The organism is Pseudomonas sp. H1_A03, from assembly GCF_054685145.1.
In genome coordinates this window covers 861,824-883,694 of sequence record NZ_CP162829.1, presented here as the reverse complement: position 1 = coordinate 883,694, position 21,871 = coordinate 861,824, and the positions used below count along the sequence as shown (strand labels likewise).

The 21,871-nt window shown below is 60.6% G+C and carries 27 protein-coding genes; 10 read left to right on the top strand and 17 right to left on the bottom strand.

Annotated elements, in window-relative coordinates:
* The first annotated feature begins 64 nt into the window (after positions 1–64).
* The 4 genes from ftsY to rpoH all read left to right on the top strand — a co-directional run bounded on the left by ftsY (position 65) and on the right by rpoH (position 4,151).
* Complete coding sequence (ftsY, locus tag AB4O35_RS04180) at positions 65–1,477, top strand: signal recognition particle-docking protein FtsY (RefSeq protein ID WP_065871960.1); 1,413 nt, start codon at positions 65–67, stop codon at positions 1,475–1,477.
* Positions 1,474–2,145 (top strand): cell division ATP-binding protein FtsE, encoded by a 672-nt coding sequence (gene ftsE / locus AB4O35_RS04175; RefSeq protein WP_003213784.1) that lies wholly within the window; start codon positions 1,474–1,476, stop codon positions 2,143–2,145. The genes ftsY and ftsE overlap by 4 nt, the downstream gene beginning before the upstream one ends.
* Positions 2,142–3,167 carry a permease-like cell division protein FtsX gene (gene ftsX, locus AB4O35_RS04170; RefSeq protein ID WP_065871959.1) on the top strand — a complete coding sequence of 342 codons (1,026 nt, stop codon included), beginning with the start codon at positions 2,142–2,144 and terminating at the stop codon, positions 3,165–3,167. The genes ftsE and ftsX overlap by 4 nt, the downstream gene beginning before the upstream one ends.
* 129 nt (positions 3,168–3,296) lie before the next feature.
* Positions 3,297–4,151 carry an RNA polymerase sigma factor RpoH gene (gene rpoH / locus AB4O35_RS04165; RefSeq protein WP_003176698.1) on the top strand — a complete coding sequence of 285 codons (855 nt, stop codon included), beginning with the start codon at positions 3,297–3,299 and terminating at the stop codon, positions 4,149–4,151.
* Between the two features lie 192 nt (positions 4,152–4,343).
* On the opposite strand, the gene mtgA is transcribed toward rpoH, so the two are convergent.
* Positions 4,344–5,066 (bottom strand): monofunctional biosynthetic peptidoglycan transglycosylase, encoded by a 723-nt coding sequence (mtgA, locus tag AB4O35_RS04160; protein ID WP_065946118.1) that lies wholly within the window; start codon positions 5,064–5,066, stop codon positions 4,344–4,346.
* A 74-nt stretch (positions 5,067–5,140) separates the two neighbouring features.
* On the opposite strand from mtgA, the gene AB4O35_RS04155 reads away from it, so the two are divergent.
* The 4 genes from AB4O35_RS04155 (at position 5,141) to trmB (ending at position 7,373) form a co-directional block, all read left to right on the top strand.
* Positions 5,141–5,518, top strand: a complete 378-nt coding sequence (locus AB4O35_RS04155) for a DUF423 domain-containing protein (RefSeq protein WP_065871957.1) — start codon at positions 5,141–5,143, stop codon at positions 5,516–5,518.
* 71 nt (positions 5,519–5,589) lie between these two features.
* Positions 5,590–5,790, top strand: a complete 201-nt coding sequence (gene thiS, locus AB4O35_RS04150) for a sulfur carrier protein ThiS (RefSeq protein ID WP_175403039.1) — start codon at positions 5,590–5,592, stop codon at positions 5,788–5,790.
* A gap of 53 nt (positions 5,791–5,843) precedes the next feature.
* The gene (locus AB4O35_RS04145; RefSeq protein WP_065871955.1) at positions 5,844–6,638 is read left to right on the top strand and encodes a thiazole synthase; all 795 of its coding nucleotides are present in this window, start codon (positions 5,844–5,846) and stop codon (positions 6,636–6,638) included.
* A 9-nt stretch (positions 6,639–6,647) separates the two neighbouring features.
* Entirely contained in the window at positions 6,648–7,373 is a 726-nt protein-coding gene (gene trmB, locus AB4O35_RS04140; RefSeq protein ID WP_065891351.1) for a tRNA (guanosine(46)-N7)-methyltransferase TrmB, read from the top strand.
* Positions 7,374–7,517: 144 nt separating this feature from the next.
* Here trmB and AB4O35_RS04135 read toward each other — a convergent pair whose 3' ends face one another.
* The 9 genes from AB4O35_RS04135 to AB4O35_RS04095 form a co-directional block, all read right to left on the bottom strand.
* Entirely contained in the window at positions 7,518–7,841 is a 324-nt protein-coding gene (locus AB4O35_RS04135; RefSeq protein ID WP_010207241.1) for a DUF3392 domain-containing protein, read from the bottom strand.
* Positions 7,842–7,858: 17 nt separating this feature from the next.
* Positions 7,859–9,061 carry a radical SAM family heme chaperone HemW gene (gene hemW, locus AB4O35_RS04130; protein ID WP_065871953.1) on the bottom strand — a complete coding sequence of 401 codons (1,203 nt, stop codon included), beginning with the start codon at positions 9,059–9,061 and terminating at the stop codon, positions 7,859–7,861.
* Positions 9,058–9,654: an RdgB/HAM1 family non-canonical purine NTP pyrophosphatase gene (gene rdgB / locus AB4O35_RS04125; RefSeq protein ID WP_065871952.1), complete on the bottom strand. Its 597-nt coding sequence runs from the start codon at positions 9,652–9,654 to the stop codon at positions 9,058–9,060. Before rdgB ends, hemW begins: the two co-directional genes overlap by 4 nt.
* Positions 9,651–10,085 (bottom strand): DUF4426 domain-containing protein, encoded by a 435-nt coding sequence (locus tag AB4O35_RS04120; protein ID WP_065871951.1) that lies wholly within the window; start codon positions 10,083–10,085, stop codon positions 9,651–9,653. Before AB4O35_RS04120 ends, rdgB begins: the two co-directional genes overlap by 4 nt.
* Positions 10,086–10,107: 22 nt before the next feature.
* Positions 10,108–10,728: a methionine biosynthesis protein MetW gene (gene metW / locus AB4O35_RS04115; RefSeq protein WP_057006516.1), complete on the bottom strand. Its 621-nt coding sequence runs from the start codon at positions 10,726–10,728 to the stop codon at positions 10,108–10,110.
* Between the two features lie 7 nt (positions 10,729–10,735).
* Positions 10,736–11,875: a homoserine O-succinyltransferase MetX gene (gene metX, locus AB4O35_RS04110; RefSeq protein ID WP_065871950.1), complete on the bottom strand. Its 1,140-nt coding sequence runs from the start codon at positions 11,873–11,875 to the stop codon at positions 10,736–10,738.
* Positions 11,876–12,082: 207 nt separating this feature from the next.
* Positions 12,083–12,673, bottom strand: a complete 591-nt coding sequence (locus AB4O35_RS04105) for a YggT family protein (RefSeq protein WP_065871949.1) — start codon at positions 12,671–12,673, stop codon at positions 12,083–12,085.
* A gap of 9 nt (positions 12,674–12,682) precedes the next feature.
* On the bottom strand, positions 12,683–13,501 hold the full coding sequence (proC, locus tag AB4O35_RS04100) for a pyrroline-5-carboxylate reductase (RefSeq protein WP_065871948.1): 819 nt from the start codon (positions 13,499–13,501) through the stop codon (positions 12,683–12,685).
* Between the two features lie 34 nt (positions 13,502–13,535).
* Positions 13,536–14,222: a YggS family pyridoxal phosphate-dependent enzyme gene (locus AB4O35_RS04095; RefSeq protein WP_065871947.1), complete on the bottom strand. Its 687-nt coding sequence runs from the start codon at positions 14,220–14,222 to the stop codon at positions 13,536–13,538.
* A 57-nt stretch (positions 14,223–14,279) separates the two neighbouring features.
* Here AB4O35_RS04095 and AB4O35_RS04090 point away from each other — a divergent pair, with 57 nt between their 5' ends.
* Positions 14,280–15,314, top strand: a complete 1,035-nt coding sequence (locus AB4O35_RS04090; RefSeq protein ID WP_065871946.1) for a type IV pilus twitching motility protein PilT — start codon at positions 14,280–14,282, stop codon at positions 15,312–15,314.
* A 145-nt stretch (positions 15,315–15,459) separates the two neighbouring features.
* Here AB4O35_RS04090 and AB4O35_RS04085 read toward each other — a convergent pair whose 3' ends face one another.
* Positions 15,460–16,098, bottom strand: coding sequence for a C40 family peptidase (locus AB4O35_RS04085; RefSeq protein ID WP_065871945.1), 639 nt, complete (start codon positions 16,096–16,098; stop codon positions 15,460–15,462).
* A gap of 250 nt (positions 16,099–16,348) precedes the next feature.
* Here AB4O35_RS04085 and AB4O35_RS04080 point away from each other — a divergent pair, with 250 nt between their 5' ends.
* Complete coding sequence (locus AB4O35_RS04080) at positions 16,349–16,777, top strand: NINE protein (RefSeq protein ID WP_065871944.1); 429 nt, start codon at positions 16,349–16,351, stop codon at positions 16,775–16,777.
* 166 nt (positions 16,778–16,943) lie between these two features.
* Here AB4O35_RS04080 and AB4O35_RS04075 read toward each other — a convergent pair whose 3' ends face one another.
* From AB4O35_RS04075 to AB4O35_RS04050, 6 genes are all read right to left on the bottom strand, one after another.
* Entirely contained in the window at positions 16,944–18,215 is a 1,272-nt protein-coding gene (locus AB4O35_RS04075; RefSeq protein WP_065871943.1) for a dihydroorotase, read from the bottom strand.
* The gene (locus tag AB4O35_RS04070) at positions 18,212–19,216 is read right to left on the bottom strand and encodes an aspartate carbamoyltransferase catalytic subunit (RefSeq protein ID WP_025857712.1); all 1,005 of its coding nucleotides are present in this window, start codon (positions 19,214–19,216) and stop codon (positions 18,212–18,214) included. Before AB4O35_RS04070 ends, AB4O35_RS04075 begins: the two co-directional genes overlap by 4 nt.
* Before the next feature lie 24 nt (positions 19,217–19,240).
* On the bottom strand, positions 19,241–19,747 hold the full coding sequence (pyrR, locus tag AB4O35_RS04065) for a bifunctional pyr operon transcriptional regulator/uracil phosphoribosyltransferase PyrR (RefSeq protein ID WP_065871942.1): 507 nt from the start codon (positions 19,745–19,747) through the stop codon (positions 19,241–19,243).
* Positions 19,748–19,820: 73 nt separating this feature from the next.
* On the bottom strand, positions 19,821–20,258 hold the full coding sequence (gene ruvX, locus AB4O35_RS04060; protein WP_003176676.1) for a Holliday junction resolvase RuvX: 438 nt from the start codon (positions 20,256–20,258) through the stop codon (positions 19,821–19,823).
* Positions 20,258–20,827 (bottom strand): YqgE/AlgH family protein, encoded by a 570-nt coding sequence (locus tag AB4O35_RS04055; protein ID WP_065871941.1) that lies wholly within the window; start codon positions 20,825–20,827, stop codon positions 20,258–20,260. Before AB4O35_RS04055 ends, ruvX begins: the two co-directional genes overlap by 1 nt.
* A 67-nt stretch (positions 20,828–20,894) precedes the next feature.
* On the bottom strand, positions 20,895–21,800 hold the full coding sequence (locus AB4O35_RS04050) for an energy transducer TonB (protein ID WP_065871940.1): 906 nt from the start codon (positions 21,798–21,800) through the stop codon (positions 20,895–20,897).
* Positions 21,801–21,871 lie beyond the last annotated feature (71 nt).

Below are 21,871 nucleotides of genomic sequence, written 5' to 3'. Positions count from 1 at the left end.
ACGCATCGAATTTTATTTACCGAAGCGCCCCTTGGCGCGTCGCTACCTTGAGATAGCCGTCTCCATGTTTGGTTCCAACGACGACAAGAAGACCCCAGCTGCGGCTGGCGAGAAGAAAGGCCTGTTCGGATGGCTGCGCAAAAAGCCGCAGGAAACCGTCGCTGAACAGCCGCAGGTTCACGCTGAACCGATCCCAGACCCTATAGTAGAAGCCGAACCGGTCGCTGAAACGCCAGCGCCGGTGGTGTTGCCGATGGCTGAGCCGGTGTTGCAGCCGCTGGCAGAGGTTGAGCCAGAGCAAGAGCACAAGCCGTGGCCTGAGTTGCCGGTGGCCGAAGAGCCTGTGGCGTTGGTTGAAGATGTGCAGGCCGAGCATGTGGCACCGCCGATTCCGGCCGTGGTTGAGCCGGTTGACGTTGTGGTCGAAGCGCCGCCCGTCGTTGAAGCGCCTGCGCCAGTGGTCGTCGAACCCGCGCCTGTTGCCGTTGCCGTTGCCGCGCCTGCCGCCGTCGAGCCCGAGCCTGTCGCCGCCACTGCAGAAACCAGCAAAGCTGGCTTCTTCACCCGCCTCAAACAAGGCCTGAGCAAAACCAGCGCCAGCATCGGCGAAGGCATGGCCAGCCTGTTCCTCGGCAAAAAAGTCATTGATGACGAACTGCTGGAAGACATCGAAACCCGTCTGCTCACCGCCGACGTGGGCGTCGAAGCCACCGCCGTGATCATCCAGAGCCTGACCCAGAAAGTCGCGCGCAAGCAGCTGACCGACGCCGACGCGCTGTACAAATCCCTGCAGGCCGAGCTGGCCGCCATGCTCAAGCCGGTGGAAGCGCCGCTGGTGATCACCCCGAACAAGCCGTTCGTGATCCTGGTCGTGGGCGTCAACGGCGCCGGCAAGACCACCACCATTGGTAAATTGGCCAAGAAACTGCAGTCGGAAGGCAAGAAGGTCATGCTGGCCGCGGGCGATACCTTCCGTGCTGCCGCGGTGGAGCAATTGCAGGTTTGGGGCGAGCGCAACAAGATCCCGGTCATCGCCCAGCATACCGGCGCCGATTCCGCCTCGGTGATCTTCGATGCCGTGCAAGCCGCCAAGGCGCGCAATATCGACGTGCTGATCGCCGATACCGCCGGTCGCCTGCACACCAAAGACAATTTGATGGAAGAGCTGAAGAAAGTGCGCCGCGTGATCGGCAAGCTCGATGCAGACGCGCCGCACGAAGTGCTGCTGGTGCTCGACGCTGGTACCGGCCAGAACGCCATCAGCCAAGCCAAACAATTCAACCAGACGGTGCAACTGACCGGCCTGGCATTGACTAAGCTCGACGGCACGGCCAAGGGCGGTGTGATCTTCGCCCTGGCCAAACAGTTCGGGTTGCCGATTCGTTACATCGGCGTCGGTGAAGGCATCGACGACCTGCGCACCTTTGAAGCCGAACCCTTTGTACAGGCACTGTTTGCCGAGCGGGAGCGTTCATGATTCGATTCGAACAGGTCGGTAAACGCTATGCCAACGGGCATGTCGGCTTGCATGAGCTGAGCTTTCGAGTGCGTCGTGGCGAATTCTTGTTTGTCACCGGCCATTCCGGTGCAGGCAAAAGTACCTTGCTGCGCCTGCTGCTGGCCATGGAGCGCCCAACCACCGGCAAACTGCTGCTGGCGGGCCAGGATCTGGCCACTATCAGCAATGCGCAGATTCCTTTCCTGCGCCGCCAGATCGGCGTGGTGTTCCAGAACCACCAGTTGCTGTTCGACCGCACCGTATTCAATAACATCGCGCTGCCGTTGCAGATACTCGGGCTGTCCAAGGCCGAGATCGTCAAGCGCGTGGATTCGGCCCTGGAGCGTGTGGCGCTGTCGGACAAGACAGACCTCTACCCCGGCGACCTGTCCACCGGCCAGCAACAGCGTGTCGGCATCGCCCGCGCCATTGTGCATCGCCCGGCCTTGCTGCTGGCGGATGAGCCCACCGGTAACCTCGACCCGCGACTGGCGGCGGAGATCATGGGGGTATTCGAAGACATTAACCGCCTGGGCACCAGCGTGCTGATCGCCAGCCACGACCTGGCGCTGATCGCGCGCATGCGCCATCGCATGCTCACCCTGCAGCGCGGCCGCCTGATTGGTGACGGGGAGGCCGGCGTATGAGTGCAACACGCAGCCCTAAAGTCTCCGAGCGCGTGGCGCCGAAACCGGCAGACCCGCAACCGCAGAAGAAGAAAAAACACGACGACGACGACGGCCCGGACTTCAGCACCTTGCTGCGTGCCTGGATCGAAAGTCATCGCGCCAGCCTGCTCGACAGCCTGCGTCGCCTGGGCAAGCAGCCGATCGGCAGCTTTTTCACCTGCCTGGTGATGGCTGTGGCGTTGAGCCTGCCGATGGGTTTGTCGTTGCTGCTCAATAATGTGGAGCGACTGGGCGGTTCCTGGCAGCGCGCGGCGCAGATTTCCCTGTACTTGAACATCGACGCCAGCGCCAAAGACGGCGAGTCCTTGCGCGATGACATCAAGAATATGCCCGGCGTGGCGGAGGCTGAGTACATCAGCCGTGATCAGGCCCTTGAAGAGTTCCAGCAGCAATCCGGCCTGGGCGAGGCGCTCAAGGAGCTGCCGCAGAACCCGCTGCCGGGCGTGGTTCTGGTAACGCCGAATGAAGTCGATAAGCCAGCGCTGGAAGCCCTGCGACAAAAACTCGCAGAGATGCCCAAGGTGCAACAGGCGCAACTTGATCTAGTCTGGGTTGAGCGGCTGGCGGCTATCCTGAAGCTGGGCGACCGGTTTGTGTTCGGTTTGACGGTGCTGTTGGTCTCTGCATTACTTTTGGTGATAGGTAATACCATTCGTCTTCATATTGAAAACCGTCGCACCGAGATAGAAGTGATTAAACTGGTCGGCGGCACGGACAGCTATGTGCGTCGTCCTTTTCTGTACATGGGCGCGCTTTATGGCTTCGGTGCCGGGATTTTGTCCTGGGGCGTACTGGCTTTTGGCCTTGACTGGCTGAACGACGCAGTTGTCGGGCTTGCCGGACTTTATGGCAGTGATTTCGCCTTGGCCGGTGTGCCGGTCGCCGATGGTCTGAGCCTCTTGCTTGGCGCAGTATTGTTGGGGTATATCGGTGCCTGGATTGCGGTTGCACGGCATTTACGTGAGCTGGCACCGAAGTAGTTAATGTCAGATTAATGTGGTTTCGTTTGTATTGACCGTATCAGTGGTTTAGGGAACTTGTCCTACGGTTCCCGGTCAATTTTCGCAGTGCTGAACTGCACGAGTTATGTGAGTCGGAGGTTTTTTCGTATGACCACTTCTTTGCAACCTGCTTATGCCTTGGTGCCGGGTGCGAACCTGGAAGCCTATGTGCACACGGTGAACAGCATTCCATTGCTGACGCCCGAGCAGGAGCGTGAACTGGCCGAGAGTCTCTACTATGAGCAGGATTTGGGGGCGGCTCGGCAGATGGTGCTCGCCCACCTGCGTTTTGTCGTACATATCGCCCGTAGCTATAGCGGCTACGGCCTGGCCCAGGCTGACCTGATCCAGGAAGGCAATGTTGGCCTGATGAAGGCTGTAAAGCGCTTCAACCCTGAGATGGGTGTGCGTCTGGTGTCGTTTGCTGTGCACTGGATCAAGGCGGAAATTCACGAGTTCATCCTGCGCAACTGGCGCATCGTGAAAGTCGCGACCACCAAGGCCCAGCGCAAGCTGTTCTTCAACCTGCGCAGCCAGAAAAAGCGTTTGGCGTGGTTGAACAACGAGGAAGTCCACCGCGTGGCCGAAAGCCTCGGCGTGGAACCTCGTGAAGTGCGCGAGATGGAAAGCCGCCTGACCGGCCATGACATGGCCTTCGACCCGGCCGCCGAAGCGGACGACGACAGCGCTTTCCAATCGCCGGCCAATTACCTGGAAGACCACCGGTACGACCCGGCGCGTCAACTGGAGGATGCGGACTGGAGCGACAATTCCAACCACAACCTGCACGAAGCGTTGGAAGTGCTGGACGACCGCAGCCGTGACATCCTCTACCAGCGCTGGCTGGCAGAAGAAAAAGCCACGCTGCACGACCTGGCACAGAAGTATAACGTGTCGGCCGAGCGGATTCGTCAGCTTGAGAAAAGCGCGATGAATAAGCTAAAGTTGTCGATCGCCGCCTAAAACGCTGCGAAAAGCCAAAAAAATGCCCCGATCGAAAGATCGGGGCATTTTTGTATGTATTAGAAAACCTGAAGCTCAACGCGGTTCACTGTGGGAGCTGGCTTGCCTGCGATAGCGGTGTGTCAGTTTCCAAAGGGTTATCTGGCAGGCCCTTATCGCAGGCAAGCCAGCTCCCACAGGAACCGTGTGGTGTCAGTCGGACCAGGGGGCTTTGCGCGAGTTATTCAACTCAACCAGATAACCCTCCCCACCCAGCTGGCTCATCTGCTGCCGAATCCACGCCGCGCGCCTTGCCACATACGCCGTCGGGTGGCTGGCACTCCAGACCCGAGGGTTAGGCAGTACAGCGGCCAAATAGCTGGCCTGCTGCCGCGAAAGGCCCTTGGCACTTACCCCAAAGTGATGCCGCGCTGCCGCTTCTGCACCAAACACTCCCTCATCCCACTCAACGCTGTTGAGGTACACCTCAAGAATCCGCTGCTTGGGCCACAACACCTCGATCAGCCCGGTAAACCACGCCTCCAGGCCTTTGCGCAAATAACTGCGGCCGGCCCACAGGAACAGGTTTTTCGACACCTGCTGGCTCAACGTGCTGGCGCCGCGTATCGAACCACCGCGCTCGTTGTGCTGGATCGCCGCCTGGATTGCGCCGAAATCAAAGCCCCAGTGCTGCGGGAAACGCTGGTCTTCACCGGCCATCACCGCCATTTTGAGGTCATCGGAGATCTCGTCCCACGGCACCCAGCTGCGCTGCAGGTCGATGGGCTCGCCGTCAAGCCAGGATTCGACCTTGCGCTCCACCATCAGCGCAGTGAAGGGCGGCGGGACGAAGCGAAACAGCAGCACCAACAGCACACTGCCGATGGCGAACCATTTGACGACGTTGAGAAAGCGTTTGAAGAGGACACGCAGCATAGAGATGGCTTGGCCGAACCCGTTGAGCGGGCCATTATACAGACCCTGCCCGATGAGTCTGACTGGAGTTCCTCATGCTGCGTAGCTTTCTGATGCTGGCTGCCTTTTTCGGCTTCACCGGTGTCGCCCTTGGCGCCTTCGCCGCCCACGGCCTGAAGAATCGTCTGAGCGCCGAATACCTGGCGATCTTCCATACCGGCGTGACCTACCAACTGGTGCACACCCTGGCCCTGTTTGGCGTGGCACTGTTGGCTGCGCACATTCCGGGTCGGCTGGTCACCTGGGCGGGCATCTCCTTTGTCATCGGCATCCTGCTGTTCTCCGGCAGCCTGTATGTGCTGACGATGACCGGTATCAGCAAGCTCGGCATCATCACGCCATTTGGTGGCCTGGCTTTTCTGCTCGGCTGGTTCTTCCTTGGTTTGGCTGCCTGGCGTTTGCAGGCGATCTGACCGAGGGACTTGGGCCCGCTACGTCAATCGGGCTAGAATGCTGGCCCCTAAAAACGATGGCGGCCCCTGGCATGCGCATTCAGTTGAACGGCGAATTCCTTGAACTGCCCGACGGTGAAACCGTTGCGGCCCTGCTGACCCGTCTGGACCTGACCGGGCGTCGCGTCGCAGTGGAACTCAACCTGGATATCGTCCCGCGTAGCCAGCACGCCGAGACCGCGCTCACCGACGGTGACCAGGTCGAAGTGGTCCACGCCATCGGCGGCGGCTAGTCGCGCAGCTTGCTGAATTCTGCAGAACCTCACCCCCATTTCGAGGATTTCCCATGAGCATCGTTCGTAGCGACAAGCCCTTCGTCCTGGCCGGTCGTACCTACCAGTCCCGCCTGTTAGTGGGTACCGGCAAGTACCGCGACATGGAAGAAACCCGTCTGGCCATCGAAGCCTCGGGCGCCGAGATCGTCACCTTCGCCGTGCGCCGCACCAACCTCGGCCAGATAGAAGGCGAGCCGAACCTGCTCGAAGTCCTCTCGCCGGATCGCTACACCTTCTTGCCGAACACCGCCGGGTGCTATGACGCCATCGAAGCCGTGCGCACCTGCCGCCTGGCCCGTGAGCTGCTCGACGGCCATAATCTGGTGAAGCTGGAAGTGCTGGCCGACCAGAAAACCCTGTTTCCCAACGTGATCGAGACCCTCAAGGCTGCTGAAACGCTGGTCAAGGAAGGCTTCGACGTGATGGTCTACACCAGCGATGACCCGATCATCGCGCGCCAACTGGCCGAAATCGGTTGTATCGCCGTAATGCCGCTGGCCGGTCTGATCGGTTCCGGCCTGGGTATCTGCAATCCGTACAACCTGCAGATCATCCTCGAAGAAGCCAATATTCCCGTACTGGTGGACGCGGGCGTAGGCACTGCCTCCGACGCTACCATCGCCATGGAACTGGGCTGCGACGCGGTGCTGATGAACTCAGCCATCGCCCATGCCCAACAGCCAATCATGATGGCCGAAGCCATGAAACACGCCATCGTCGCGGGCCGCCTGGCGTACCTCGCCGGTCGCATGCCAAAAAAACTCTACGCCAGCGCCTCCTCGCCGCTGGATGGTCTGATCAAGTAAGAGCCATTGATGACTGAATCAAACGAAACGCCGAACACTCTGGACGAAGCCGACGAGTCCAAGCATCGCCGCATCAAGAGTTTTGTGATGCGCGCCGGTCGCATGACCGAAGGCCAGCAAAAGGGCCTGGAGCAAGGCACGCCATTGTTTGTGCTGCCCCTGGCCGACGCGCCGGTGGATTACGACCAGGTATTCGGCCGTTCGGCCCCGCGTTCCCTGGAAATCGGCTTCGGCATGGGCCACTCCCTGCTGGAAATGGCCGCAGCCTCGCCAGAACAGGATTTCATCGGTGTTGAAGTGCACCGCCCGGGTGTTGGCGCGCTGCTCAACGGCGTGTTGACCCAAGGGTTGACCAACCTGCGGGTCTACGACTGCGACGCGATCGAAGTGCTCAACCGCTGCATCGCCGACAACAGCCTTGATCGCCTGATGCTGTTCTTCCCTGATCCTTGGCATAAATCCCGTCACCACAAGCGTCGTATCGTCCAGGCGTCCTTCGCGGAGCTGGTGCGCAGCAAGCTCAAAGTCGGCGGCATCTTGCACATGGCCACCGACTGGGAACCTTACGCGGAATACATGCTGGAAGTCATGAGCGTGGCCCCTGGCTACCGCAACCTGGCCGAAGACGGCAAATGCGTGCCACGCCCGGCTGAACGCCCGATCACCAAGTTCGAACGTCGCGGCGAGCGATTGGGGCATGGGGTTTGGGATTTGAAGTTCGAGAAGGTTGACTGACAGGCCACTAGCTTGGAATGCAGTCAAAAATGTGGGAGCGGGCTTGCTCGCGAATGCGGTGTGTCAGTCACTGAAAATGTCGACTGATCCACCGTATTCGCGAGCAAGCCCGCTCCCACATTTGCTTTTGTGTTGTAGCTGAGGTCAGCGACGGTCGGCAACCACGCCAATCAACACCAGCACCACCACCAACACCGGTGCCAGGCTGTAGTTATTGAACTGGCTCAACCCTCGCACAATCCACGGCGTGGCATAGATCAACGCCGCGCCGCTGCCGATCATGCACAGCAGCGCCATCAACGGTACGCGCAATGCGCCGGCGACGCTGCCCAGGCGGGCTTCTACCCAGCCTTTGATATCAGCGCCAAACAACACCAGCAAACAGCCGACAAGGGCCAAGGATATTTCCGACAGGTTGCTGCGGCTCCAGCGGGATACGGTGGCGAGCAGGTCGAGTACCAAATCCATTCGATTTCCTTAGAGCGTCAGCTCAAAAACTTCTGCAGCAGGTCATTGAGAAAGAGTTGCCCGCGGTCGGTCGCCGCCAGGCGTGACGGTTCGACCTGCATTAAGCCGCTTTGTTCTGCATCCGTGCGTGCTTCATCCAGGCTTGCCAGATCAAGGCCGGTGCGTTCGGCATAGAGTCTTGATTCCACGCCTTCAGTCAGCCGCAAAGCGTTCATCAGGAACTCAAACGGCAGTTCCTCGTTAGTCAGCTCTTTCGCCCCAGCCTGAAAGCTTTTAGCCGGGTTGAGATAGTCCTTCGGCGCTCGCGTCTTCCAGGTGCGCACGATGCGCCCATCCGGATGGCTGAGTTTGCCGTGGGCGCCGGCGCCGATGCCGATAAAGTCACCGAAGCTCCAGTAGTTCAGGTTATGCCGCGCCGGGCGACCTGGCTGGGCATAGGCCGAGACTTCGTATTGCGCGTAACCGTGTTCAGCAAGCAGCGCCTGGCCCGCTTCCTGAATATCCCACAGCGTATCGTCTTCCGGCAGCGCGGGCGGCTGGTTCCAGAATACGGTGTTGGGCTCCAGGGTCAGTTGGTACCACGACAAGTGCGTGGGTTTGAGCGCGATGGCTTGGCGCAAATCGCTCAACGCGTCGTCCAGGGACTGATCGGGCAAACCGTGCATCAAGTCCAGGTTGAAGTTATCAAACCCGGCCAGGCGCGCCATGCCCGCTGCACGCACGGCTTCATCACCATTGTGGATACGTCCCAAGGCCTGGAGCTTTTCCTGCTGGAAACTCTGGATGCCGATGGACAGGCGATTGATCCCCAGCTTGCGATAAGCCACGAACTTCTCTTGCTCGAACGTCCCTGGGTTGGCTTCCAGGGTGATCTCTATATCGCTGGCAAACGGGATGCGCGCTTTCACGCCCTCAAGCAAGCGGCCCAGCGCTGCGGCGCTGAACAGGCTGGGCGTACCACCACCAAAGAAGATCGAACTCAGTTCGCGACCGTAAACCGCATGCAGGTCCTGATCGAGATCGGCCAGCAAGGCGTCCACATACTCTTCTTCCGGCAGCACCTTGCTGGCGGTGTGGGAGTTGAAGTCGCAATAGGGGCATTTGCGCACGCACCACGGGATGTGGATATACAGCGCCAGGGGCGGCAGCACAGGCAGGGCCGCCCGGGGTGTTTGCGCGCCGCCGTGGATCAGCGGCTGCGCGGAGGTGTTCTGGGTCATTTCAGGCTCAGGCGTTGGCGCAGCAAATCCATTGCGCGAGCACGGTGGCTGATCTGGTTCTTGTCGGCAGGGCTCAACTCGGCGCTCGAGACATTACGTTCCGGCACCCAGAACAGTGGGTCATAGCCAAAACCATGCTCGCCGCTGGCCGCATGCAGAATGCGCCCGTGCCACAGGCCTTCGCACAGGATCGGCAATGGATCATCGGCATGTCGCACCAGGGCCAGCACACACACGAACTGCGCGCCGCGCATCGCGTCCGGTACATCCTTGAGGGCGTCGAGCAGCTTGGCGTTGTTGGCCGCGTCGCCTTTGCCGTCGGCGTAGCGTGCCGAGTAAATGCCGGGGGCGCCGCCGAGGAAGTCCACCGCCAGGCCCGAGTCATCCGCCAGCGCCGGCAGGCCGGAAATACGTGCCGCATTGCGTGCCTTGAGGATAGCGTTCTCGACGAACGACAGGCCGGTCTCTTCCGGCTCCACCTGGCTGAACTCGCCAATCGAGCGCAATTGCACGGATTCGCCGAGCATTGCCTGGAGTTCTTTAAGCTTGCCGGCGTTGTGGCTGGCGAGTACGAGTTGGGTTAGGTTCATCATTGCGCCGGAAACAGTTCCTGGTTGAATTGGAAGCTATGGGCTTTGCCACCGGTTTCAACATTGATGGTAAACGTCTTGTATTCGCGCTGCGTCACGGAGTAAGGCGCGAGGTAATTAATCCCGCCTTTTTCTTCGATTTGCTTGAACGTCAGTATCTCGCTCTTACCGCCCAAATCCTTGATGGTGCCCGTCACTTGCGCCGCCACCGGGGTTACGCCCTTGATCACGGTGACGTTGATCAAACCCTTCTCCTTGCTGCGCACCACGCCGATCTTCTGGGCGGTTTCCGGCTGCAGGAAGCTGGAAGTGAAGGTGTTGTAGTGGACAGTGATATCGCCGAAGTCTTTCTTGCGATTTGCGTCGATAGCGTCCGCGGCCATGGCGCTGGCACCCAGGCAAGCGGTCAATAGAAAAACAGCCAAACGACTCATGAACGTCCCTCTTGAAAGATGATTAGACGGCAATTTTGTGGTCGGTCAGGCCAGGACTACTGACCCGGTAAATACCAATTTCACCCAACAGATTGGGCCATAGCTTACTCGCCCAACCGTGGCGATGCTGTTGATCGACGGCAAGGCGGTTGATCACCTTGGCTTCACGCTCGCTACACAAGGCTTCGAAGTCTTCGAAAGTGCAGAAGTGGATGTTCGGCGTGTTGTACCAGGTGTAGGGCAGGAAGTCCGATACCGGCATGCGGCCCTTGGTGGCCAGGTACCAGCGGCAGCGCCAGTGACCGAAGTTGGGAAAGGTGATGATGCATTGGCGGCCGACGCGTAGCATTTCGTCAAGGATGCGATCCGGGTAGTGCACCGCCTGTAGCGCCTGGGTCATCACCACGATGTCGAAACTGTTGCTGGCAAAGTTGCCCAGGCCCTTGTCCAGGTCCTGTTCGATCACGTTGATGCCCTTGGCCACGCACTGGGCGATGTTGTCAGGGTCGTTTTCCAGGCCGTAGCCGGTGACTTGCTTGTGGTCGCGCAGCCAACTCAGCAGTTCGCCATCGCCACAGCCCAGGTCGAGCACGCGGCTGCCGGCGGGGATCCAGTCTTGGATGATGTCCAGGTCGGCTCTCATGGCGTTCTCACAAAGTTATGCGGTTCATGTAATTGCTGAAGGCCTGCAAGTAGCGTGGGATCGGGATCAGGAAGGCGTCGTGGCCTTGCGGAGCATCGATCTCCAGGTAGCAGACGTCTTTGCGCGCAGCCATCAGCGCATCCACCAGCTCACGCGAGCGCGCCGGCGAGAAGCGCCAGTCGGTGGTGAAGGACATCACGCAAAACTTGGCCGTGGCGCCTTCGAAGGTTTTTGCCAGGTCGTCGTCGTGGTTGGCGGCCGGGTCGAAGTAGTCCAGGGCCTTGGTCATCAGCAAGTACGTGTTGGCGTCGAAACGTCCCGAGAATTCCTCGCCTTGATAACGCAGGTAGCTTTCCACCTGGAACTCAACACTGTGGAAGTCGTAGTTGAGCTTTTCGCTCTTGAGGCCACGGCCGAATTTTTCACCCATGGAATCATCGGACAGGTAGGTGATGTGCCCGACCATGCGCGCCAGCATCAAGCCGCGCTTGGGAATCACACCCGCTTCCTGGAACGAACCACCGTGGAACTCGGGGTCGGTGAGGATGGCCTGGCGCGCCACTTCGTTGAAGGCGATGTTCTGCGCCGACAACTTGGGCGCCGAAGCGATAGCCAGGCAATGGCGCACGCGATCCGGGTAAGTGATGGTCCATTGCAGCGCCTGCATGCCACCCAGGCTACCGCCGATCACAGCTGCCCATTGATTGATACCCAACAGGTCGGCAAGGCGCGCCTGGCTGTGCACCCAGTCTTCCACGGTCAGCACCGGGAAGTCGGCGCCGAACGGCTTGCCGGTTTCCGGGTTGATACTGCTGGGGCCGGTGGAGCCGTTGCAGCCGCCGAGGTTATTCAGGCTGACAACAAAGAATCTGTTGGTGTCGATGGGTTTGCCAGGGCCGATGCAACTGTCCCACCAGCCAGGCTTGCGCTCGTCGACGGAGTGGAAACCGGCTGCATGATGATGGCCGGACAAGGCGTGGCAGATCAGCACGGCATTGCTCGCCGTGGCGTTCAGTTGGCCGTAGGTTTCGTAGATCAGGTCATAGGCAGGCAGCGAACGGCCGCAGGCCAGGGCCAGCGGTTCGCTGAAGTGCGCCACTTGGGGCACGACCAGTCCAACAGAATCTGGGGGAAAGGCAGTTGGCATCGACCCTGCTCTCGTTTAAATGAGGCGTAAGTCTAAAGACCGCTGCACCTAGCGGCAAGCAAAGGCCTGCACGGATTGAATTCGATACCCAGATACAAAATGTGGGAGCTGGCTTGCCTGCGATAGCGGTGTGCCAGTCGACCAATCCGTTGACTGATACACCGCTATCGCTGGCAAGCCAGCTCCCACACGTTGCTGCGCCAAGTGTTAGATCAGCACTCGCAGGATGTCCGGCATTGAGGTCATGGCCGCCAGGTTGTTGATCACCAGCATATCCAGCAACTTGAGCACCATGAACGCCAGGATCGGCGAGATATCCAGGCCGCCCAGGTTCGGCAGCAGCTTGCGGAACGGCGCCAGGGCCGGCTCGCAGATCTGGTTCACCAGCTCAGCGCCAGGGTTATGGCTGCCCGGAGCAACCCAGGACAGGATCACGCTGATGATCAGGGCAAAGAAGAAGATCTTCAGGAACAGCGCGGTCACGCCGATGATTGCCCAGACCAGCAACTGGACGAAATTGCCGGTGGTGCCGTAGGTCAGCAGCAGGGTCAGCGCCATCAAGGCCAACTGCACCAGGATCGCCAGTACCAGCGATGACATGTCCAGGCCGAACAGGCTCGGGATGATCCGGCGCAATGGCTTGAGCAGCGGCTGGGTGGCCTTGACGATGAACTGGCAGAGCGGGTTGTAGAAGTTCGCGCGCACCAGTTGCAGCACGAAGCGCATCAATACGATCAGCAAGTACAGACTGCCGATGGTTTGCAGCACGTAGACGGCTGCGGTGTTCAAACCAATCATGTTGGCTCCTTATTTGCCAAGTTGTTCGGCGAGTTCGGCCGAGCGGTGCGCAGCGGCGCCCAATGCTTTTTCAACCAGGGCTTCAAAGCCCCCGGCCTGGAACGACTCGATGGCTGCCTGTGTGGTGCCGCCAGGGGAGGTCACGCGACGGCGCAACTCGGCCGCGTCCACGTCGCTGGCCACCGCCATATGTGCGGCGCCCAGGGCGGTCTGTTCAGCCAGTTGCTCGGCAACGTCCTTGGACAGGCCCAGTTTCACGCCGGCGGCGGTCATGGCTTCGATCAATAGGAAGAAATACGCCGGGCCGCTGCCGGACACAGCGGTGACCGCGTCCAGTTGCTGCTCCTGTTCCAGCCACAGGGCGATGCCCACGGCGGACAGCAGCTCCTGGGCCTGGTCACGCTGGGCAGCGCTGACTTCGGCGGTGGCATACAGGCCGCTCACGCCTTTGCGCAGCAGCGAAGGGGTGTTGGGCATGCAACGCACGATCGGCTGGGCGCCGAGCCATTGCTTCAGGCTGGCGCAGTTGATCCCGGCGGCGATGGACACCACCAGTTGCTGCGGCTGCAGGCTCGGGCGCAGGCTTTCGCACACGGCCTTCATGGCTTGCGGCTTGACTGCCAGCACGATCACATCGACGCCCTGGATGGCCTCGGCGTTGTCGGCAAAGGTTTCAATGCCGTGCTCGGCGCTGACGCGGGCACGGGTCTCGGCGCCCGGGTCGCTGGCGCGAATTTGCGCGCTGCCCAGGCCTTGGGCCCGTAGGCCACCGATCAGGCTGGCCGCCATGTTGCCGGCGCCGATAAAAGCTATACGCGTGTCTGTCATGACAGGTCCTTGGTTAAATAGAAGTCAGCCATTTTCAAGGCTGGCCGTAGTCGCGGGCGCCAAACAGGGCGGTACCGATCCGCACCCAGGTGGCGCCTTGGGCAATGGCCGACTCGAGGTCGTGGCTCATGCCCATGGAAAGTGTGTCCAACGGCAGATTCAAACGGGCTTGCAGCTCGCGTACGGTGGCGAACGCCGCATCTTGGGCCGCCCGATCTTCAGTCGGCTCGGGGATCGCCATCAAGCCACGCAGTTTCAGGCGCGGCAGGGCGCTGATCGCATTGGCCAGGGCCGGCAGGTCGGCGGGTGTACAGCCGGACTTGCTGGCTTCGCCACTGACGTTGACCTGAATGCAGATATTCAGCGGCGGCAGGTTGGCCGGGCGCTGTTCGGACAAACGTTGAGCAATTTTCAAACGGTCCACGGAATGCACCCAAGCGAAGTTCTCGGCGATCGCACGAGTCTTGTTCGATTGAATGGGGCCGATGAAGTGCCAACTCAAGGGCAGGTCGGTCAATTCCGCCTGTTTTCCCAACGCTTCCTGTAGATAGTTTTCGCCAAAATCGCGCATCCCGGCGGCATAGGCTTCGCGCACTGCGAGTGCGGGTTTGGTCTTGCTCACGGCCAGCAGGTGGATGCTGCTTGCGTCACGTTGCACGGCGTCGGCTGCGGCGCGGATGCGCTGGCTAACCAGGCCGATGTTGTCTGCTATCGTCGACATTCAAGATGCGCCCGTGGATATGGAGTCCGCGGCATTCTACTGGAAATGGAAAGCCCTATGGATATCACTGAATTACTCACGGCCAGCGTGCGCCGTGGCGCCTCCGACCTGCATTTGTCGGCTGGCCTGGCGCCGATGTTGCGGGTGGATGGCGAGGTGTGGCCGCTGGATTGGCCGGTGCTCTCACCTACGCAAGTTGCGGACTTATTGAGCCCCTTACTGAATCAGCACCAACAAAAGGATTTCGAAACATCTCTTGAAACGGATTTTGCTTTCGAGCTACCCGACGTGGCGCGGTTCCGGGCGAATGTGTTCCAGCAGGATCGTGGCATGGGCGCCGTGTTTCGCACCATCCCCTCTGAGGTGCAGAGCCTGGAAAGCCTTGGCCTGGGAGATGTATTTCAGCGTATCGCCCAGCTACCACGCGGCTTGGTGTTGGTGACTGGCCCCACTGGCTCGGGCAAGTCCACAACCTTGGCGGCGATGATCGATTTTCTCAATCAGCATCGGCGTCAGCACATCCTTACGCTCGAAGATCCGATCGAGTTTATCCACACACCGAAAACGGCGTTGATCAACCAACGCCAGGTGCACCGCGACACCCATAGCTTTTCCACCGCACTGCGCTCGGCGCTGCGGGAAGATCCTGACGTGATCCTGGTGGGTGAACTGCGCGACCTGGAAACCATCCGCCTGGCGCTGACGGCGGCGGAGACCGGGCACCTGGTGTTTGGCACATTGCACACCAGCTCGGCGGCGAAGACCGTAGACCGGCTGGTGGATGTGTTCCCGGCCGGGGAAAAAGCCATGGTCCGCGCGATGCTGTCGGAGTCGTTGCAGGCGGTGGTGTCTCAAGTGCTGGTGAAGAAGATGGGCGGCGGGCGGGTGGCGGCTCACGAGATCATGCTGGGCACGCCGGCGATTCGGAATTTGATCCGCGAGGACAAGGTGGCGCAGATGGTCTCGGCGATCCAGACGGGTGGAGCGTTGGGGATGAAGACGCTGGATATGAGTTTGAAGGCGTTGGTCGGGGAGGGCGTGATCAGCAGGGAGGAAGCGCGGGAGAAGGCGAGGGTGCCTGCAGATATCTAGAGAGCAGTGAGATCAGTGTGGGAGCTGGCTTGCCTGCGATAGCGCACTGTCAGACGATATTTTTGCGACTGACACACCGTTATCCCAGGCAAGCCAGCTCCCACATTTGGCTGCATTCCAAATGGGGAGTCTGGTGGCATTGAACTTAGCGCTGAACGATCCGCAAGTTGTTCTGCTCTTTCGGCAGAACCCGCTTGGCAATCACGTAGTTCTTATCCCAGAACGGCTTTTTCAGCGTGTCGATGCTCACCGATTTGCCACGGCGCGGTGCGTGGATAAAACGGTCATTGCCCAGGTAGATGGCAACGTGGTTCACCTGGCGGCTCTTCAGTTTGAAGAACAACAGGTCACCCGGTTTCAGGTCCTTGCGATCAACCTTCTGCCCGTGGCCGGCGGCCATGGCATTGGACGTGCGCGGCAAGTCCACCGCTGCAACATCATTAAACGCATATTTCACCAAACCACTGCAGTCGAACCCTTTACTTGGGCTGCTACCGCCCCAACGATAAGGAGTACCGAGCACGTTGACGGCGCGGCTGAGGACGGTGCTGCTCTGCTTGGTGTTGACGCCTACCAGGCCCGGTACTGCTTTGCCGTTGTGGGCCTTGCTCAGTTGAGTCGGGCGGTTGACAGTCAGCTTTACCGACTTGGTAGTACCTGGCGTGCTGTGGACTTTAGGGGTGAAACCGTTAACGTTAGGAAGTCGTTGCTCACGATTGGTGGCGTGGGCGGCCAGTGGCATTAATAGGCAAATGGTTAGCCATGTCTTGAAAAATGGTCGCATTAGGCGTGGCTCTTATGGGTTTGCGCGCAACTTTATAACAGGTTTTAGTGTCGTTCTCAGGCCGTTTGTCGACTGAACCTTGACGTCAAAATCAGGAAAAACGCGACGATTCGCCGCAATTGTCCTACACAAGGCAGGTGGCATAAGGCTTTCAGGGCAGGGAAGATACCATTTGCCGTACGTCGGGCGCCTGTAAAAAAGTCACAAAGAAAGTGAAAATTTTTTTCTATCGAGGCAAAAGAGGTACGCGATGAACACCTATCAACAGATTGGCCAGCAACAAGACACCCACAGCAAGGTGATCGGTTACCTGTTGTGGATTTTCGGTTTTACCGGCGCGCATCGCTTCTATTACGGCAAGCCGGTGACCGGCACGATCTGGTTTTTCACCTTGGGCTTGCTGGGGATTGGCTGGCTGATCGACCTGTTCCTGATCCCGGCCATGGACCGTGAAGCGGACCTGCGTTTTACCGCCGGGCCTATCGAATACAACGTGGCCTGGATCCTGTTGGCGTTCCTGGGCGTATTTGGCGTGCACCGTATGTATCAGGGCAAATGGATCTCCGGCCTGATCTACCTGCTGACCGGCGGTTTGTTCCTGGTGGGCGTGCTGTATGACTTCTGGACGCTGAATACGCAGATTTCGATTCGGAATGCGGAGCGCAATAACGGGCGTTGAGTCTGCACACAATCAAATGTGGACGCCTACTTGTGTGGGAGCTGGCTTGCCTGCGATGCAGGCACCTCGGTCTTTCAATCAAACCGAGGTGATGCTATCGCAGCGGTGCGGCGATCCGACAAGCCAGCTCCCACATGGACCGTGCCCACATTAGAGGTGTGGTCTATCAGGCCTGGTAGCTGATGCGGCCGTCCACCAAGGTGTAGCGCACCGTCGCCGGCAGGCTATGCCCGATGAACGGGCAATTCTCACCTTTGGACAGCCAGTGCTCCCCAGCTACCGTGGAGCTGGCCGGGTCAAACAACACCAAGTCCGCCGCCGAACCTACCGCCAACTTACCCGCCGGCAAGCGCAATGCCTCGGCCGGGCCGGCGCTCAGTCGTGTGAGCAATGTCGGCAAGTCCAGCAAACCCTCTTCCACCAGCGTCATCGCCAACGGCAGCAACAGCTCAACGCTGCTGATACCCGGCTCTGTCGCGCCGAACGGTGCCAGCTTGGCATCGCGCTCGTGGGGCTGGTGGTGGCTTGAAATCGCCGAGATCACACCCGACTTCACCGCCGCGCGCAAACCCTCACGGTCGGCACGGGTGCGCAGCGGCGGTTGCACGTGGTACAGGCTGGAGAAGTCGATCAGCGCCTCATCGGTCAAAATCAGCTGATATAACGCCACATCCGCCGTCACCGGCAAGCCACGGGCCTGGGCCTGGGCGATCAGGGCGACACCGCGTGCGCTGGTCAATTGGCTGAAGTGCGCGCGCACGCCGCTTTGTTCCACCAGCAGCAGGTCACGGGCCAGGGCCACGGTTTCGGCGGTTTCCGGAATGCCCGGCAAACCGAGGAAGCTGGCCACGGCGCCTTCATGGGCCAGGCCGCCTTCGGCCAGGTCGCGATCCTGGGAGTGGAAGATCACCGTCAGGTCGAAGGTGGCTGCGTACTCCAGGGCGCGGCACAGGGTGCGGGTACTGCGAAAGCTCTCCAAACCGTTGCCAAAGGCTACGCAACCGGCGTCGCGCAGGGCGATCAGCTCGGCGAGTTGTTCGCCGTCCAGGCCTTTGCTCAGGGCGCCAATGGGGAACACTTTGCAATTGCCGGCTTCGCGGGCGCGGTCGAGGATCAGTTCGGTCACCGCCGAGGTGTCCAGGACTGGCTTGGTATGCGGCGGGCAGCACAGGCTGGTCACGCCACCGGCCGCAGCGGCGCGGGTTTCGCTGATGATGTTGCCCTTGCGACTGTAACCCGGCTCGCGCAGGGCGACGTTCAGGTCCACCAGGCCAGGCGCGGCCACCAGGCCTTTGGCGTCGATGGTTTCAACCGCGCTGAAGCCAGTAGGGGCAGCGCCAATGGCGATGATCTTGCCGGCTTCCAGATGCAGATCGGTAACTTGATCCAGGCCACTGGCTGGATCGATGACTCGGGCGCCGAGAATGCTGAGCTTCACTGGGCGTTCTCCTGCTCGAATTGACGTTGCGCGGTTTGTCCGCTCATGGCCATGGACAACACCGCCATGCGCACGGCGATGCCGTAGGTCACCTGGTTAAGGATCACCGACTGGTTGCCGTCGGCCACCGCCGACTCAATCTCCACCCCGCGGTTGATCGGGCCCGGGTGCATCACGATGGCATCCGGCTTGGCACCGGCCAGGCGCGCGGTGGTCAGGCCGAACAGGCGGTAGAACTCACCTTCGCTTGGCAGCAGGCCGCCGGCCATGCGCTCGCGTTGCAGGCGCAGCATGATCACCACGTCCACGTCCTTGAGGCCTTCGGTCATGTCGGTGTAGACCTTCACGCCATACTGCTCGATACCGATCGGCAGCAGGGTTTTCGGTGCAATCACGCGGATGTCCGGGCAACCCAGGGTCTTCAGGGCCAGCATGTTCGAGCGCGCCACCCGCGAGTGCAGGATGTCGCCGACGATGGCCACCGAGAGGTTTTCAAAGCTGCCCTTGTGCCGACGGATGGTGAGCATGTCGAGCATGCCCTGGGTCGGGTGGGCGTGACGGCCGTCGCCGCCGTTGATGATCGCTACCTGCGGGCACACGTGCTCGGCGATGAAGTGCGCAGCGCCGGAATCGCCGTGGCGCACCACGAACATGTCGGCGGCCATGGCTTCCAGGTTGCGCAGGGTGTCGAGCAGGGTTTCGCCCTTGCTCGCCGACGAGGTCGACACGTTCAGCGTGATTACGTCGGCCGACAGTCGCTGGGCGGCCAGCTCAAAGGTGGTACGGGTGCGCGTGGAGTTCTCGAAGAACACATTGCAGATGGTCTTGCCGCGCAGCAGCGGGACCTTCTTCACCGCGCGGCCGCCGACTTCGAGGAACGAGTCGGCGGTGTCGAGGATTTCGGTGAGCAGTTCGCGGGGCAAACCGTCGAGGGACAAGAAATGTTGCAACTGGCCCTGAGCATTGAGCTGCAGCGGGCGCTTGGCATCTAGAGGCGTCATCGCGGGGACTCTGTACAAGGCGGTTTAAAGGGCAAGGTCTTGCAGTTCGAGTTCGAGCGGCGTGGGACCGGACAATTTTACCCGCTGGTGGGCTTCCAGCGACAGTGTGGCGCCGACCACATCCGGGCTGATCGGCAATTCGCCGGCTTCCAGGTCCAGCAGGCACACCAGGGTCACGCTGGCCGGGCGGCCGTAGTCGAACAGTTCGTTCAGGGCGGCGCGAATGGTGCGGCCGCTCATCAGCACGTCATCGATCAACACCAGATGCTGGCCTTCGATCTCGAAGGGCAGGGCCGAGGGGCGCACTTGCGGGTGCAGGCCGTTCTGGCTGAAGTCATCGCGGTAGAAGGACACGTCCAGGGTGCCCAGGGGCGAATCGCTGCCGAGCGCCTCCAGCAGTGCCTGAGCCACCCACACACCGCCCGTGCGAATGCCGATGAAACGCGGTTCGCTGATGGCGCGGTGTTGCAGATGGGCCGTGAGGCTTTTGGCCATCTGGCTGATCAGTTCGGCGGGGTTCGGCAAGCTCATGGTGGCTCCTTCAAGGCCTTGGCGGGGGCAAGGTCCGGGCGTAAACGTAAAAAGACGCGGCAAGCCGCGTCAGTCAGGATTCAAATAAAGCAGTGTTTTCGTCCAGCCAACCCTGCAACAGCAGGGCGGCGGCAATGGCGTCCACGGGGTTGTCGCGGTAGCTGCCTTTCTGCCCGCCACGGTCGCGTCGCTCGCCCTTGGCTTCAAAAGTGGTCAGGCGCTCGTCGTGGGTATAGAAGGGGATGTTGTAGCGGCCATTGAGGCGGCGTGCGAACTTTTCGGCGCGCAGGCACATGTCGCTGGGCGTGCCATCCATATTCAAAGGCAAGCCGACCACCACGGCGTCGGGCTTCCACTCTTTAATGAGGGCCTCGACCTGGTTCCAGTCCGGGATACCGTTCTGGGCCTTGAGGGTGCACAGCTCGCGGGCCTGCCCGGTAATCACCTGGCCGACGGCTACGCCGATCTGCTTGGTGCCGTAGTCAAAGCCGAGGATCAGACGCAAGGCCATCAGGCGTGCCCCGCCTGGCTGGTCAGCAGGCTGAGGTTGACCCGCAGCTTCGCCGCCGCGGCTTCCAGGCGCAGTTCGCTGGGGGTGTTGAAGAGGATGTCGGCGTCAAAGGGGCAGGTCAGCCAGGCATTGCTCGCCAACTCAGCTTCCAGTTGCCCGGCTTCCCAGCCCGCATAGCCCAGGGTGATCACGCTTTGCTCGGGGCCAGCGCCGTCAGCGATGGCGAACAACACGTCCTGAGAGGTCGACAGCGACACGCCTTCCAGATCGACCGTGGCCTGGAACTTCGGCCCGGTGGGGTGCAGTACAAAACCGCGATCGGTCTGCACCGGCCCGCCGATGTAGATCGGCACGTCCTGGCAACGGGCCGGCGGGTCGACGTCTGGTCGCAGTTGTTCGAGGATATCCGCCAGGTTCAGCTCTTGCGGGCGGTTTACCACGAGTCCCATAGCACCATTGGCCGTGTGCTCGACAATGTAGGTCAAGGTTTGCGCAAAGTTCGGGTCGGCCATATGGGGCATGGCGATCAGGAATTGGTGCTTGAGGTAGGTCGGGCTGACATTTTTCATGTCCGCTAGTGTGGCGTTGGAGGGGCGAACTGACAAGGTGGGGATGTGCCGCATCCGGCAATTGTCATCAATTGCTGGAAAGCCGATCGCCCTTGGCGAACTTCCAGGTGCGGATGATTTCCAGGCGGTCGACGTCGTTCAAATCCCCGCTGAACGGGGCAAACGGTGCCGCCAGGCGCACGATGCGCTGGGCAGCCTGGTCCAGCAATGGCTGGCCGGAGGACTCCAGAACCTGCACTTCATATAGCGTGCCGTCACGGTTGATTGAAACCAATAGTCGCAAATTGCCGTAAATCTGCTGGCGTCGGGCTTCTTCGGGGTAGTTGAGGTTGCCGATGCGCTCGACCTTCTTGCGCCACTCGTCCTTATACCAGGCACCTTTGTCGCGCATGGTCGAGGCGGCGTTTAGCCGGTAGATGCGCGGGCGCTTGGCGTACAGCTGCTGTTCGTTGGCCAGTTCGGCTTCGAGGCTGGAGATTTCGTCGGACAGTGTCGAGCTGTCGAAGGTCGGTGCTGGCTTTACGGGCTCGGGCGTGGGTTCGGTCTTGGCCTTTTCGCGCTGGGTCGGGGCTTTTTGCGGTTTGGGTGCGACAGTAGTCACCGCAGGCTTGGGTGCGGCTTGCTTGACCTCGGGCTTAGGCGTCGGCGGCGGGGTGACTTTATTCACCTTGTTGTCCTGGAACGGCGCCACTTCGGTGGTCTTGGGCACGGCTTTCTTGTCCAGGGTGCCGCTGCCTTGCTGGTTGTCCTGGGCGAGAAAGTCGGCCTTCTCGGGCTTCTTTTCGCTCTTGAACGTGGCGAGGGTGATTTCCAGGGTTTTGCTGATCTGCTTGGGTTCGACCATCGTGAACCCCACGCCGAGGATCAGGGCCAGGTGAATCAAGGCCGCCAGGAACAGGGTAAATCCGAGCCGATCAGCCGGGCGCACGCCGCTATGGGAGAGTTCGGGGGGCAGTTCGGACGGGAGTGTCATGACAAAAAAACCAACATCGCGCGTTTCACAGGTGGCGCATGATAACGCAATGTTGGTATGTGTCCGGCTGT